Source organism: Pelagerythrobacter marensis, from assembly GCF_001028625.1.
In the GTDB taxonomy this organism is placed as follows: Bacteria; Pseudomonadota; Alphaproteobacteria; order Sphingomonadales; family Sphingomonadaceae; genus Pelagerythrobacter; species Pelagerythrobacter marensis.
Genome location: NZ_CP011805.1, coordinates 2,316,055 through 2,329,422 on the forward strand (window position 1 = coordinate 2,316,055; position 13,368 = coordinate 2,329,422).

Sequence of the window (13,368 nt, forward strand, 5' to 3'; positions counted from 1 at the left end):
TGGAACGGCGGCCCGACGCGGCGGAATGCGGTTGGGAAATGCAATGGCAGGGCGATCATGCCTGCCGCCCTAACGCCCGGAAGGCATGTAGGAAAGCCTCTCCGCTTGCACCCGCCCACTGTTACACCTAGCTAACACGCCATGGCCGATCCTTACGCAATGCTGGGCATCTCGCGCAACGCGACCGAGAAGGACATCAAAAGTGCCTATCGCAAGCTCGCGAAAGAGCTGCATCCCGACCGCAACAAGGATAACCCCAAGGCGGCCGAACGCTTCAGCCAGGTCACCCAGGCGTACGATCTGCTGGCCGACAAGGACAAGCGGGCGCGCTTCGATCGCGGGGAGATCGACGCAGACGGCAACCCCGCCAACCCCTTCGCCGGAATGGGTGGGGCCGGAATGGGCGGGGGCGGAATGGGCGGCCGGTCCGGCGGTTTTGGCGCGGGCGGGCAACGCGGTTTTCGGGCCGAGGATTTCCAGGGGTTCGATCAGGATGGCGTCGACCTTGGCGATATTTTCGAAGGGCTTTTCGGCGGTGGCCAGGGTGGTTTCGCCCGTGGCGGCCCGCGCGGCCCGGCAGGCTTCGGGCAGCAGCGGCGCCCGCCCCCGAAGGGCGGCGACATTGCCTACCGGCTTCGCGTGCCGTTCGTCGATGCGGCCACGCGCAAGGACCAGCGGATAACCCTGGCAGACGGCAAGACGATCGATCTCAAGATCCCGGCCGGGGTCGAAGACGGCACGCAGATGCGGCTGAAGGGCAAGGGCGAGCGTGGCCCGGGCGGCAATGGTGACGGGATCGTCACCATTACCGTCGAACGGCACAAGGCCTTCCGCCGCGATGGCGACGACGTGCGGCTCGACCTCCCGATCACGCTGACGGAGGCAGTCGCCGGTGCCAAGGTGCGCTGCCCCACCGTCGATGGCACCGTCATGCTGACGATCCGCGCCGGAACCAGCGGGGGGACGACGATGCGGCTGAAAGGTAAAGGCTTTTCGACCAAGGCCGGTGGCCGCGGGGATCAGCTGGTCACGCTCCAGATCACATTGCCCGGCGACACTGCCGAACTGGCCGGCAGGCTCGACGGATGGCAGGATGATTCAAACCCTCGCGCGGAACTGGGGGTATAGCCGGCGGGGCAAGTGCCGCGCCGGACAAACAGCCGATGAGCGAAAACGATCTTCCCGATCCTGAAGAACGCCGGGTGCACACGCTGTCCCCGGAAGAGCGGCGCAAGGAAGCGATCGAGCAGAAACTGGGGCTGCGCGCGCAAATGGCCCGCAGGGTCGGGCCCGGCACACGCGCGTTCGACGTGGGCAAGCGCGTGTTCGTGGGGGCTTACAACGACGGCTTCATCCATGCCGGCAATCTGGCCTACATGTCGATGCTCGCGATTTTCCCGTTTTTCATTCTCGGGGCGGCGATCTTTTCGATCCTCGGCGAAAACAGCGAACGCGCCGCGACGATAGAGGCGGTGCTCTACGCCCTGCCCCCGATGGTCGGGAACGTGATCGAACCGGTCGCCCGCAACGTGGTCGAATCGCGCAGCGGCTGGCTGCTCTGGGCCGGCGGCCTAGTCGCGCTGTGGACCGTATCCAGCCTGATCGAAACGATCCGGGACATTCTGCGCCGCGCCTATGGCACGGCAGCAACGGAAGCGTTCTGGAAATACCGCCTGCTGTCGGCCGGGGTCATCGTGGCCGCCGTGATCCTGTTAATGCTGTCGCTGATCGCGCAGGTCATCATCGGCGCGGCGCAGGAACTGATCGATGCCTATCTGCCGTGGCTGTCGCATGTGATTGCAGAGCTGCAGATTTCGCGCCTGATCCCCGCCTTCGGGCTGTTCGGGTCGCTTTACCTGCTCTATTTCACCCTCGCGCCCAAGGCATACCGCGTGCGGCGCTATCCCAAATGGCCCGGCGCGCTGGCGACGACGGCGTGGTGGGTGGCAGTCACCATTGCCCTGCCCCCCGCGATCCGCCAGTTCTTCAGCTATGACGCGACATACGGCAGCCTGGCCGGTATCATGATCGCGCTTTTCTTTTTCTACCTCGTCGGCCTAGGGGTGGTGATCGGCGCCGAACTCAACGCCGCACTGGCCGAAACGCCCGAGGAAGAAGAAAACCGGATCGGCCAGGCGGACGACCGGCGGCGGGCAGCGGCCCGGCGCGCGGCGCAGCAGGAACAGGAAACGAAAGAGGACACGGCATGAGCGGGTTGATGGCTGGAAAACGCGGGCTGATCATGGGCCTTGCCAACGACAAGTCGCTGGCGTGGGGCATCGCGAAGAAATTGCGCGAACACGGCGCGGAACTGGCGTTTTCCTATCAGGGCGAAGCGCTGGCCAAACGGGTGCGGCCGCTGGCCGAACAGCTCGACAGCGATTTCGTGTTCGAATGCGACGTATCGGATATGGATGCGCTCGACGATGCCTTCGCTCGCCTGCAGGAACGGTGGGAAACGCTCGATTTCGTCGTTCACGCGATCGGGTTTTCCGACAAGAACGAACTGCGCGGCAAGTATCTCGATACCAGCCTCGACAACTTCCTGATGACGATGAACATTTCCGCCTACAGCCTCGTCGCCGTGGCCAGGCGGGCAGCGGCGATGATGCCCGAAGGCGGCAATATCCTGACGCTAACCTATTACGGCGCGGAAAAGGTCATCCCGCATTACAACGTCATGGGGGTGGCCAAGGCGGCGCTGGAAACCAGCGTGCAATATCTCGCCAACGATCTCGGCCCCGACAACATTCGCATCAACGCGCTCAGTGCCGGGCCGATCAAGACCCTGGCGGCCAGCGGGATCGGCGATTTCCGCTATATCCTCAAGTGGAACGAACTGAATTCGCCCCTGCGCCGCAACGTGACGATCGACGATGTCGGCGGCTCGGGCCTCTACCTGCTGTCCGACCTCTCATCCGGCGTCACGGGCGAGGTGCACCATGTCGACGCCGGTTACCACGTGGTCGGCATGAAACAGGAAGACGCCCCCGATATCGCGCTGGACAAGTAGGGGGCGCGCTATACGTCGGTCGCGGTCGCCGCAAGCGGGCTGGCTTCCCCGTTGAGCCGGGGAAAACAGCGGGCGAGGATTAGCAGGGCCGTGGGCAGGGCCATCGTGAACGCGATGTCCCACGCGGTTTCGACAGCGAGCGCTTTCCCGGTGGTGCCGTAGGCCAGCGCACGCGACCAATCGAGCAGTTCATTGCCGCATTCCAGCAGCAGAACGAGCAGCCAGGGCCACACGCTCGCCAACCCGCGCCGGGCAACGGCGGCAAACAGGATCTGCGCCAGAAGACCCAGATAGGCGTGCAGCACGGGATGGCTCAACGCCGTCCAGTCGGACAGCCACATCTTCCACCCGATCCACTCGGCGGCAATACCAACGATCCACGGATCCGCCTGCGCAACCAGCGTCATTATCGGAGAACGGATGTCCATCGCGGGGGAAATAGGGTGCGGGGCGCCAGCGGCAAGGCTTCGTCGGCCCAGCGCCCCCCTTGTTTACCTCAACCTGCCGCGGCCTGCCGGATAACGGCGGCGCTGACCTCGGCGGCCTTGCGCATCTGTTCTTCGGTGAGCGTGGGATGGACGAGCCACATGAGGCTCGTCTCCCCCAACTCGCGCGCCACCGGCAATCGCTCGGGCGGACGCAGGCCGGTGCCCTCGAACGCGGCCTCCAGATAGACTTCCGAACAGCTTCCCTGGAAACAGGGGACGCCGGCCGAACCGATCTCCGCCACGATGCGATCACGATCCCAGCCAGCGGCCAGAGCATCCGGGCGGACATAAGCGTAGAACTTGTACAGTCCATGCACACTGCCGTCGTCTGTTGGCTGTGGGAGCCGCAGACAACCACCGGTTCCGCTATGCGGCGCCAATGCTTCGTGCAGTTGCCGGGCGTTGTGCGTGCGCGCTTCGGTCCACGCCGCCATCCGTTCCAGCTGGATCCGCCCTATGGCCGCCTGCATTTCAAGCATCCGCCAGTTGGTGCCGAAGCTTTCATGCAGCCAGCGGTATCCTGGAGGGTGTGAACGCTCGTAAACCGCGTCCCAGCTCTTCCCATGATCTTTGAAGGCCCACATGCGCGACCACAGATCGCGATCATCGGTCGTCACCATGCCGCCTTCACCGCCCGTGGTCATGATCTTGTCCTGGCAGAAGGACCAGGCGCCGACATGGCCAATCGAACCTACGCTGCGCCCCTTGTAGCGGGCACCGTGAGCCTGCGCGCAGTCTTCGATCACCTTGATGCTCTGCGGTTCGGCCAGTTCCATGATCGGGTCCATGTCGGCAGGCCAGCCAGCGAGATGGACCACGATTATCGCCCGCGTCCGTTCTGTCAGATGGGGCGCGATCGTCGCTGCCGAGAGATTGCCGCTGTCACGCTCGACATCGGCGAATACCGGAACCGCGCCGGCGTTGACCACGCAGCTGACCGAAGCGAGAAAAGTTCGCGGGGTTACGATCACCTCGTCGGTGGCGCTACCGCCGTTGACCGCCCCGATGCCCAGTCCGTGCAATGCAAGATCGAGCGCCACCGTGCCATTGGTCACCGCGATGGCGTGCGAGCAATCCGACCAGTCTGCGAACTCGCGTTCGAAATGGCGGCATTCCTCTCCGGTCCAGTAACTGACCCGATTGGAACGCAGCACGGCGGAAACCGCGTCCACTTCTTCCTCGGAATAACTGGGCCAGGGGGCAAAGGCGGTGTTCAGCATCTTATCTCTTTTCCATAACTCTCGCAGGATTGCCGACCACAGTCGCACCCGGCGGCACATCCCTGGTCACCACAGCGCCCATCCCCACGGTCGCCCCGGCGCCTATCGAAACACCCTGACGGATCGCGGCGCCAGACCCGATATAGGCGTGATCGCCAATCGTGACACTGCCATTGCATTTCACGCCCGGTGCGAAAGTCACATAGTCACCAATTATGCAATCGTGCTCTACATACGAATAGAGATTGCAATGAAAGCAGCGACCTATTGCGATGTTGGATGTGAGAGTCACGAATGGGGATAGCAAGGCACCCGGTCCGATCTCTACATCATCCATAACCACGACGTTGTCGGCCGAGGCACCGGCAATCTCTACACCCGCGTCGCGGCAGCGCCGGTCAAGGAGTTCACGAACCGAAGACTTCGCAATCGCAAGAACGGCGTAGCGCGCGGTAGCCGGCTCATTCAGAAAACGTTCGAATGTCCAGATTTCGTGCCCATTGACGGCATCGGCGGTCGGCTGATCGTCGACGAAGACAAGAGCAGCCGGTCTATGGCGCAGTTGGGCGCGAACGAGCGGCAAGATGCCCCTACCGCATCCGCTCGCCCCATATACACCATACAGGATGCTCATGGCCTGTGCGTGCCCTGGAATTTAGGCATTGTCGCCTCCCCATCGGCGCTGATGCCGTCGCGCCGCACCACTTTCAGAACCGTCAGCCCGATTATCCGCAGGTCCAGCATTATGCTGCGATTGTCCACGTACCAGACGTCGAGGGCGAACTTCTCCTCCCAGCTCAAGGCATTTCGCCCGTTGACTTGCGCCCAGCCCGTCAGGCCTGGGCGCACTTCATGCCGTCGTGCCTGTTCGGCGTTGTAGCGCGGAAGGTATTCCATCAACAGCGGTCGCGGGCCGACCAGACTCATATCGCCTTTCAGGACGTTCCACAGCCCCGGAAGTTCGTCGAGACTGGTCGAACGAAGAAAGCCGCCAAATGCCGTCAACCGCTCGGCATCGGACAAGGGCACACCATCGCTTCCGACCGCATTGCGCATCGTACGAAATTTGATCAGTTCGAATGGTGCGGCATTCAGGCCCGGACGCGCTTGCCGGAACATGACCGGCGCCCCCATCTTCAACCGAACGATCAGCCCAATGATGAAAAGCAGTGGCAGAAGAGCCAGCAACGCGCTCGCAGACAACAGAATATCGAAGAGACGCTTCATGCCTGTCGCTCGCCAGTGACCCAGCTTACCCATCGATCGGCAAGTGCCTGCCTTTGAAAGTCCCGCTCCGCCAACACCGCTGCGCGCGAAGCCATCATCTGCAATTCCGTGCGATCGTCCGCCGCTTTCTCCAGCGCATCCGCGAAAGCTGGTGCATCTTCCGGTGGGACCACGATCCCACAGCTTTCCCGATCGATCATTTCAGCCAGCCATCCCGGATAATTGTTCAGCACGGGAAGACCGGCGGCGATATAATCGAAGAATTTGTTCGGCGAGGTTCCATAATAGAACGCCGGCACATTGGCCAGAACCTGCATACCCAGATCTGCCCCCGCCATCAGCCCGGCCAGACGCCGCTTGTCGACCGGGGGGTGGAAGATGACGTTGCGTAGCCCTTCTTGCTGCGCGCGCTCCATCAGCCTGCCTTTCAGCCTGCCATCGCCGACCAGCGCCAGCTTGATATCGTCGCGCCCTCGGTCAATCAGCACCCGCGCGGCATCCAGGACGGCATCGAGTCCGTTGGCCATCCCGTGCGTGCCGGTAAAAATCGCCAGAAGGTCGCTCTGATTCACGCCTTCGGGCCGCCACGGAGAGACATCAGTGCGAAAAATGTCGATGTCGCAACCATTGGGGATAGTCGCGATCGCCCCTTCGGACACCCCGCGACGTGCGATCCCCTGCGCAATCCCCGGGGCCAGGGCAATGCATCGATTGGCGGAGCGATAGGACAGCCATTCGAGCGCCGACATGGCACCCAGAACAAAAGGATTCGTGATAACCCCCATCGCTCGCGGCAGTTCGGGCCACAGATCGCGCACTTCGAACACGAACGGCTTGCGCCGCAACCATCGCGCAACAATCGCAGGGATTCCGGCAGTCAGTGGCGTGGTCGTTGCAAATGCCAGATCATAGGGTTCGCTCAGAGCGATCCGAAGGCTTCCCCAGGCATATTTGAGAAAAGTGGCGCTGCGTCGAAGGAAGCCGTCCTGATTGGAATAGGACAGGTCGAATTCGACTACATCTATGCCGTCGATCGTCCCCCGGCGGCGGCCCCGACTGAACCGACCTTCCAACCCGGTATGTCCGCCCCCATAACTGCCGCAGACCATCGTAACGCGATGCCCGCGCGCAATCAGGCGCCGCGCCATCTCGTAAGAACGTATGCCGACGGCACCTCGCGGTGTGGAAAAATGCTGATGGAAGTAGAGGACGTGCATTTCAGAAGCTCAAACGCGTTGTGACCACAGCCGGAGCCGTCAGATGGATCTCCAGCACCGGGATCGACGTCTTATGCAGATAGAACCGGGATTCCATCCCTTCTGTTAGGTAAAGTTTCATCCCGGATGTATCGCTTTCGACTTCGATCGAACAATCCCGGCCATGCAGGCGATTTCCGGTCAGGCGCCACTCTCCCGGCTGGAGCCGCCAACGGATGACTACGTCAGCAGGGCCAGGGCCCAGTTCATCCCGGCAGACCAAGGCGTTGCCGCCAAGTTCCAGCGAACGGATATGCCTGGCACCGCGATAGTCTCGATATCCCGCCCGTGCCTGAGCAACGCCATCCGCAAATACGACCGGCTCCACACTTTCCGCGCGGGGCCAGGAGCCGAACAGAAACCGCCCGAGCCGGGGCATTTGATCGCGCCCATCGAACTGCGCCGTATTGTGCGACTCCGCGCCACTAAAATAGGTGATGTCGTCCCAGCCGCTGTTATAGCTGAACGTTCCGCCATCACGCAGGACATTCTTCCTGCCCAGCCAGAAGTCGACATGCAGCAAATCGCTCTGGCTTGGCCGAAACCGGAACCGTGGGTAGCGCAGAAATGCACGCGCCTTTCCGCAACGAAGGATATGCAGGCCACCCTGATCGAACGTCTGACTTTCCGGCGCCTCCAGCCGAGCGGAAGGTGGCGCGATCCCGAGCCAGTGCAACTGCTGATCCCAAGGGCCCGGCGCCAACGCCGCCTTTTCGCAGAACAGCGCGCTGGCCCACTGCAGTGACGGACGGAAATCGCGGTAATCCGTGTCGGTGAGCGCCAAAATCCGCGCACCGTCATTCGATCCCAGATTGGCGGCGTCCCCGCTTTCGGGATCGGTCAGTTGGCGCAGCCACCATGTCGCCGCTCGCAGCCGTCCCCGCAACTCGGCCGAGAAACTCTCTAGCCCCATGATCTGGCGCCAGGTTTCCGCGAACGAGTAGGTATCCAGCATCAATCGGTGGTAGACGACAGAATACTGACTGAAGGTGCCATCCTCCATGATCAGCGTTCGTGCACGCTCCTCCAACCACTTGCGGCCGATCCGCGCCCAACGCTGCCCCGCTCGTTCTCCATGTGAAGCGAGCCAACTACCCCCAATGAACAGCGCGGCTGCCTCGGACGTGCCATGATTATTCTGCTGTCCGATGGCATAGCTGATCGTCGGGGCAATTCGCTTGAGATGCATTTGCACCAGATCGAGCAATGAGCGCTCCGGCGATCCGGTCTGGCCGGTCACAACCGCAGCCAAGGCCAGGTGCATAACCCGGATCGACGCCTCCTGCCCGCATTTCCAGTTCGCGCCCAAATAGGGCGGGTTCGCCGCAAGCCAGCTTCCAAGCCAGGCGTTAAGGCGATCAAGTTCCGCATCGTCACCTGTCGCTGCACGCTGCGCCATCGCCAACAGCCAATCAAAGCGCGAGGCTTCCCACACGGTTTTGATATCGCCTGCGCCGGTATCGAAATCGCCGATCCTCGACCAATGCGCTAGTTGTTCGACCCGCGCATGCGCCCCCAGCGGATTGGCATGCCAATCGGGCGGACCTTCGGCAGCGACGTGATGATGGCCAAAGTACAACGCCGCATCGCGCCATGCACGTCTTGCGGATAGGCCCGACGAAGGCGCTGCCGGGCGAGAGAAGAACGGTCCCCCGGGGCTGTTCGAGCGGACACGCAACACTGGGTGCAACCGCCATCGCAGCCCGGCGCGATAGCTTCCCACGCGGACGAGATTGGCTGGACCAAGGGCCAGATAGGTCCTCAGTTTATCCCGAAGCGGCATCAGTCCTGATGCCGCAACTGGTCCGCTGCATCGATCGTCACTTCCGCCACCTCAAACAGTTCCTCTGCCGGAATCGGGGTCTCACTGCCGCTTTCGACGGCCTTGAGGAAGGCCGCCGCGCAGTGATCCTGCCCCTTGTCCTGTCGCCAGAGGTTCTGTTTGCGGAAACCCGGCCAGTTGAACCCCTTCAGGCCAATGAAGTTGTTCAGTTGCAGGGTACGGCCGGCTGCGAATACCTCGACGCGCTCCTTCGGGAAGGAAGCGCCGCCGTTTGCCAGATAATGGATCGTGCCGAACGAACCATCGGCGAAGCCCAAGGTGATGCTCGCCTTGTCCTCGCTGATCGCCACGGCGTCGCTATCGCCCATCCGGCGCGCGCTTACCGCAGTTATCGGAGCCCCAACAAGGAAACGCATAAGATCGATATGATGACATGCTTCTCCGATGATGCGTCCACCACCAATCTCACGATCCTGCGTCCAGTGGTCCGGTGGAATCGCTCCCGCATTCATCACCATCAGCACGGTCTTGGGCTCTGCAACACTACCAAGCAAACGGTGCATGGTGCGCACCTGCGGCGCGAACCGGCGATTGAAACCGACCATCAGGTGCCGCCCGGCATCCTTGTGCGCGGCACGGACCTGGGTCAGTTCTTCACGGTTCAGCGCCAGCGGCTTTTCGACAAACACGTTCTTGCCTTGCGCAAGCGCAGCCACGGTCAAGCTCGCATGGCTGTCATGACGCGTGGCGATGGCCACCGTGTCGATCTCCGGGTCGGCGAGGAGGTCTTGCGCGTTGGACATCGCTCGCGCGAAACCGGCGCGTCGACCATGGATGACCCCACTGACTCCACTCGGCGCGGCAATGCTGTGCAAGGTCGCCCCGGCGCGCCTGAAGGCCGGGATCAGCATGCGGGAAGCGTAATTGCCGGCCCCGATGACCCCGAGGACCGGCTTCTGCCCGTTCGCCGCCACGACGACCTCGTCGGCAGTGCCGCCCAACCGCACCGACTTTCCATGCCGCTCCGCGACCGGATGAGGATACTCCAGCACGATACCCAGTGCACCCTTGTCGCTCGCCAAAGCGTCATAGGCTTCCGTTGCCCGATCAAACGGGAATCGGTGCGAAACGAGCGATTCGACTTCGAGCTGCCCGGTCGCCATCAGATCGAGCACCGCCTCGAAGTTGCGTTGCTCGGTCCAGCGGACAAAACCTATCGGATAGTCCTGCCCCTTAGCCTCGTACGCAGGATCGTAACGTCCCGGGCCATAGGAGCATGAGACTTGGAAGGTCAGCTCCTTCTCGTAAAAGTCCGCCCGATTGAGCTCGAGACCGGTCACCCCGACCAAAACGATCCGCCCGCGCTTACGGCACATGCGCGCCGCCTGGATTACCGGGTCCGAAGATTTGGTCGATGCGGTGATAATCACACCGTCCACACCAGCGCCGCGGCTGAATGTCATCCCTGCCGCGACGGGGTCCTCTCCATTCGCGGGATTGCAGGTCTCGGCTCCGAAGGTGCGCGCCACCGCGAGCTTGGCTTCGTCGAAATCGATCGCGAGCACCCTGCAGCCATTGGCCCGCAGCAGCTGCACGGTCAGCAGCCCGATAAGGCCAGCCCCGGTCACCACAAAGGCTTCACCGAGGGTCGGCTGAGCCAAGCGCATGCCTTGCAGGCCAATCGCGCCGACGACAGTGAAGGCCGCAGCCTCGTCACTCACATCGTCCGGGATACGGGCGCAGAGATTTTTCGGGACCGATACAACATCGGCATGCGGGCCATTGGAAACGACCCTGTCGCCGGGACGGAACCCTTCGACGCCCTCGCCCGCATCGCTGACGACACCGACATTGCAGTATCCGAGCGGTATCGGCTGACCGAGCTTCGAGCGCACGGCATCGACCGTGGTCAACAATCCATCCGTCCGCACTTTGTCCAGCACCTGGGCGACCTTCTCCGGCTGCTTGCGCGCCTTGGCGACCAAGCCGGCGCGTCCGAAATCGACGAGCATCCGCTCGGTACCCGCGGAGATCAGGGACACGCTGGTGTCGATCAATAGCTGCCCACGCCGGACCACCGGCGCCGGACATTCAACCAGCTCAGTGACGCCGCTGGAAAGGTCTTGGAGTATTTGTCTCACCGCGAATCCTTACCGATACTGCGAGGACAGCCCCGCTTAACAGAAAAATGATATTGCCCATCACCGAGTAGTTCATGATCGGCTGAGTAACGGCTGTCACGAATAACGCCACCACCGCACCCATAATAGCTCGGCGAAATGGCCAAGGGAGCCGATGAAGTATAAATATTTCCCTCGCCCTAATCAGTATAAATCCGATAAATCCGAAATAAATGAGGAATCCCACAAGCCCAGCCTTAAACGAAATCTCAAGAAACTGGTTATGAGCAGTCCCGAACATTGAATGCTCCGAGAAGTATCCAAACTTGTACCCCAGCAAGGGCGCCTTGGAGATAAGTTCGGTCGTCTCCGTCCAGATGTCGAATCTACCTGACGCGATATCCCCCCTTTGAATGCCGGCCTCAATCCGCGAGGCCAGACCCTTCCCTATCAAGGTATTCTGTAAATAGGATAGAATCGTGGAAAATGACCCGAGTAAAACCAACGTCCCCAGCAGCGCAACTTTCCAATTGTATGCATACAGGAAGAACACAAGAACTATACAAATAGCCAACGTAGCGGAACGCGATAACGACATGGGGACGATGAACGCAACCATCGCCAATCCGGTCAGAAAGCTAACCTTCTGCAACCGCGTCTTTGCGATCAGATAGGCAGCCGAAAACACTGCCGACATTATAGCCAGATACGCCGACGAGCTGTTCACGAATCCATACACGTCAAAGCGAAAGAAGCAGCCACCCCAGCGACCCTCGACGCCGCATCCCCTAGGAAACGAGCCGAAAACTAGATCGGAAATCAGGAGGCATAGTACAATCAACAGTAACGCATAAGGCGCCGGCCTGAAAAATGAAAATCCGAATCGACTAACAAGCGCGCCGCCTATTAACAGGTGGAGCATTGGGGCGAAGAAAGAGGCGCCGGATAAGATATTAGCGTAACTTCCGCCAGAGCTCATCGAACCCACAATAGCGAGGATGGGGAAGTAGCTCAAAAACAGGATTGAGAACCCAAAGCGTTTCGGAAGCGGTTTCGCTAACAGCAGAATTGCCGGTATCAATAGAATCAGAAAATCACTAACTGCGATATCTATCGGCTTCCCCTCTACGGAGCCAACACTTACTGATACAGGGGCAAGGTATGCTGCCCAGATACCGAATATCCTTCTACGCGATTTCATCTATGTGGTCCGCGTATGATTCAAGGAAATCTGTATGCGAGAACTTATCAGAGACGAAACTACGAGCATCTGCTGACAACGCCTCCACGTCGCTATACGGTAGAGCCGAAGTTTCTTTAAACATCGAGATCAGCGAACTCTCAAAGTCCAGGCTGTCGTTCAGGATAATCGAAACTCCCTTAATCCTCTCGTAGCTCTCGAGATTTCTCAACACTGGGATAGCTCCACATGCAGCGGCTTCCAGTATCGAACTCGAAAATTGATCGGTCTTGGGAACCGAGATCGCAAAATGTGCGCGGTTAAGTTGCTCGATCAATTTCTTCTGATCAACAAAACCGCGTATAATCTCGATATTAGAACAATCCTCCGCCTCCGCTCGTACGCGAGCAGCATAATCGCGATCGGCGTCTCCCTCCAGCAACACCAACCTGCCAACGCCACCCTCGTCAACGAACACTTTGAACGCCTGCACCACAGAAATGGTGCAATATAGCTCGGTCATACGGCGGTTAACAAACCAAGTTCGTTCCTGCCCTCGAGAATCGATCGCGAAGCCATCAAGAAAGCGCGGGTCGAGCAGCATCTTTGAGAATATACGCCCCGGTGGTAGCCGATAGCATCGAACAAGAGTTCGCCTCATATGATCTGAGGAGGTAGTAACCAATCGCGCATTGGACAATATTTTCTTCAGAATCCATCTGTAGATTACGCCTCGACGGCGCGCGCCGTATACTTCTGAACCATATGTCGTTATAATGTATGCCTGACCCGAAAGAAGAGCAGAAAGACCGTAACCGGATGCGTTGTGAGCGTGTATCAGGCCATCGCGCCGACAGAACCACCGCAACCACAGCCCCAGAAAGATGTACTGAAACAACTTGCCAACGCGCCGAAACACTCCCGGTAAGGGCACGACAACCGGCACACGCAAATTTTCGAGAATACTCGGTCGGCCAGTATGGATATCGTACACTCTGAGATTGAATCTATAAGGAAGGACACGCAACCATGTACGCAGGTGCGGGCTGGAAGAATTGCCGAGGACCTTCAAATCGCACAT

At 60.5% G+C, this 13,368-nt stretch carries 12 protein-coding genes and 1 pseudogene; 3 read left to right on the forward strand and 10 right to left on the reverse strand.

What is annotated here, in order from left to right:
• Positions 1 to 141 precede the first annotated feature (141 nt).
• From AM2010_RS10960 to fabI, 3 genes are read left to right on the forward strand one after another with little or no spacing between them, the layout of a single operon-like run.
• Positions 142 to 1,128 carry a DnaJ C-terminal domain-containing protein gene (locus AM2010_RS10960; protein WP_047807093.1) on the forward strand — a complete coding sequence of 329 codons (987 nt, stop codon included), beginning with the start codon at positions 142 to 144 and terminating at the stop codon, positions 1,126 to 1,128.
• 35 nt (positions 1,129 to 1,163) lie between these two features.
• The gene (locus tag AM2010_RS10965; RefSeq protein WP_047807094.1) at positions 1,164 to 2,210 is read left to right on the forward strand and encodes a YihY/virulence factor BrkB family protein; all 1,047 of its coding nucleotides are present in this window, start codon (positions 1,164 to 1,166) and stop codon (positions 2,208 to 2,210) included.
• Positions 2,207 to 3,013, forward strand: a complete 807-nt coding sequence (gene fabI, locus AM2010_RS10970; RefSeq protein ID WP_047807095.1) for an enoyl-ACP reductase FabI — start codon at positions 2,207 to 2,209, stop codon at positions 3,011 to 3,013. Before AM2010_RS10965 ends, fabI begins: the two co-directional genes overlap by 4 nt.
• An 8-nt stretch (positions 3,014 to 3,021) precedes the next feature.
• Here fabI and AM2010_RS10975 read toward each other — a convergent pair whose 3' ends face one another.
• The 10 genes and pseudogenes from AM2010_RS10975 to AM2010_RS14525 form a co-directional block, all read right to left on the reverse strand.
• Positions 3,022 to 3,441 (reverse strand): hypothetical protein, encoded by a 420-nt coding sequence (locus AM2010_RS10975; RefSeq protein ID WP_150115276.1) that lies wholly within the window; start codon positions 3,439 to 3,441, stop codon positions 3,022 to 3,024.
• Between the two features lie 68 nt (positions 3,442 to 3,509).
• On the reverse strand, positions 3,510 to 4,721 hold the full coding sequence (locus tag AM2010_RS10980; RefSeq protein ID WP_047807097.1) for a DegT/DnrJ/EryC1/StrS family aminotransferase: 1,212 nt from the start codon (positions 4,719 to 4,721) through the stop codon (positions 3,510 to 3,512).
• A gap of 1 nt (position 4,722) precedes the next feature.
• Positions 4,723 to 5,355 carry an acetyltransferase gene (locus AM2010_RS10985; RefSeq protein WP_047807098.1) on the reverse strand — a complete coding sequence of 211 codons (633 nt, stop codon included), beginning with the start codon at positions 5,353 to 5,355 and terminating at the stop codon, positions 4,723 to 4,725.
• Positions 5,352 to 5,948, reverse strand: a complete 597-nt coding sequence (locus tag AM2010_RS10990) for a sugar transferase (RefSeq protein WP_047807099.1) — start codon at positions 5,946 to 5,948, stop codon at positions 5,352 to 5,354. Before AM2010_RS10990 ends, AM2010_RS10985 begins: the two co-directional genes overlap by 4 nt.
• Entirely contained in the window at positions 5,945 to 7,165 is a 1,221-nt protein-coding gene (locus tag AM2010_RS10995; protein ID WP_047807100.1) for a glycosyltransferase family 4 protein, read from the reverse strand. Before AM2010_RS10995 ends, AM2010_RS10990 begins: the two co-directional genes overlap by 4 nt.
• 1 nt (position 7,166) lies before the next feature.
• Positions 7,167 to 8,927, reverse strand: a complete 1,761-nt coding sequence (locus tag AM2010_RS11000) for a heparinase II/III domain-containing protein (protein ID WP_211255416.1) — start codon at positions 8,925 to 8,927, stop codon at positions 7,167 to 7,169.
• 59 nt (positions 8,928 to 8,986) lie between these two features.
• Complete coding sequence (locus AM2010_RS11005; RefSeq protein WP_201784050.1) at positions 8,987 to 11,044, reverse strand: bi-domain-containing oxidoreductase; 2,058 nt, start codon at positions 11,042 to 11,044, stop codon at positions 8,987 to 8,989.
• A 43-nt stretch (positions 11,045 to 11,087) separates the two neighbouring features.
• Positions 11,088 to 12,308, reverse strand: a complete 1,221-nt coding sequence (locus tag AM2010_RS11010) for an O-antigen ligase family protein (protein ID WP_082132892.1) — start codon at positions 12,306 to 12,308, stop codon at positions 11,088 to 11,090.
• Positions 12,295 to 12,891, reverse strand: a complete 597-nt coding sequence (locus AM2010_RS14430; protein ID WP_047807104.1) for a glycosyltransferase — start codon at positions 12,889 to 12,891, stop codon at positions 12,295 to 12,297. Before AM2010_RS14430 ends, AM2010_RS11010 begins: the two co-directional genes overlap by 14 nt.
• 21 nt (positions 12,892 to 12,912) lie before the next feature.
• Positions 12,913 to 13,368 (reverse strand): annotated as a pseudogene (locus AM2010_RS14525) (glycosyltransferase); the annotation flags it as partial.

Excerpts from the sequence above, each read along its gene's own strand:
- AM2010_RS10960 (WP_047807093.1), top strand. The coding sequence starts at position 142 with ATGGCCGATCCTTACGCAATGCTGGGCATCTCGCGCAACGCGACCGAG.
- AM2010_RS10965 (WP_047807094.1), top strand. The coding sequence starts at position 1,164 with ATGAGCGAAAACGATCTTCCCGATCCTGAAGAACGCCGGGTGCACACG.
- fabI (WP_047807095.1), top strand. The coding sequence starts at position 2,207 with ATGAGCGGGTTGATGGCTGGAAAACGCGGGCTGATCATGGGCCTTGCC.
- AM2010_RS10975 (WP_150115276.1), bottom strand. The coding sequence starts at position 3,441 with ATGGACATCCGTTCTCCGATAATGACGCTGGTTGCGCAGGCGGATCCG.
- AM2010_RS10980 (WP_047807097.1), bottom strand. The coding sequence starts at position 4,721 with ATGCTGAACACCGCCTTTGCCCCCTGGCCCAGTTATTCCGAGGAAGAA.
- AM2010_RS10985 (WP_047807098.1), bottom strand. The coding sequence starts at position 5,355 with ATGAGCATCCTGTATGGTGTATATGGGGCGAGCGGATGCGGTAGGGGC.
- AM2010_RS10990 (WP_047807099.1), bottom strand. The coding sequence starts at position 5,948 with ATGAAGCGTCTCTTCGATATTCTGTTGTCTGCGAGCGCGTTGCTGGCT.
- AM2010_RS10995 (WP_047807100.1), bottom strand. The coding sequence starts at position 7,165 with ATGCACGTCCTCTACTTCCATCAGCATTTTTCCACACCGCGAGGTGCC.
- AM2010_RS11010 (WP_082132892.1), bottom strand. The coding sequence starts at position 12,308 with ATGAAATCGCGTAGAAGGATATTCGGTATCTGGGCAGCATACCTTGCC.
- AM2010_RS14430 (WP_047807104.1), bottom strand. The coding sequence starts at position 12,891 with ATGCTGCTCGACCCGCGCTTTCTTGATGGCTTCGCGATCGATTCTCGA.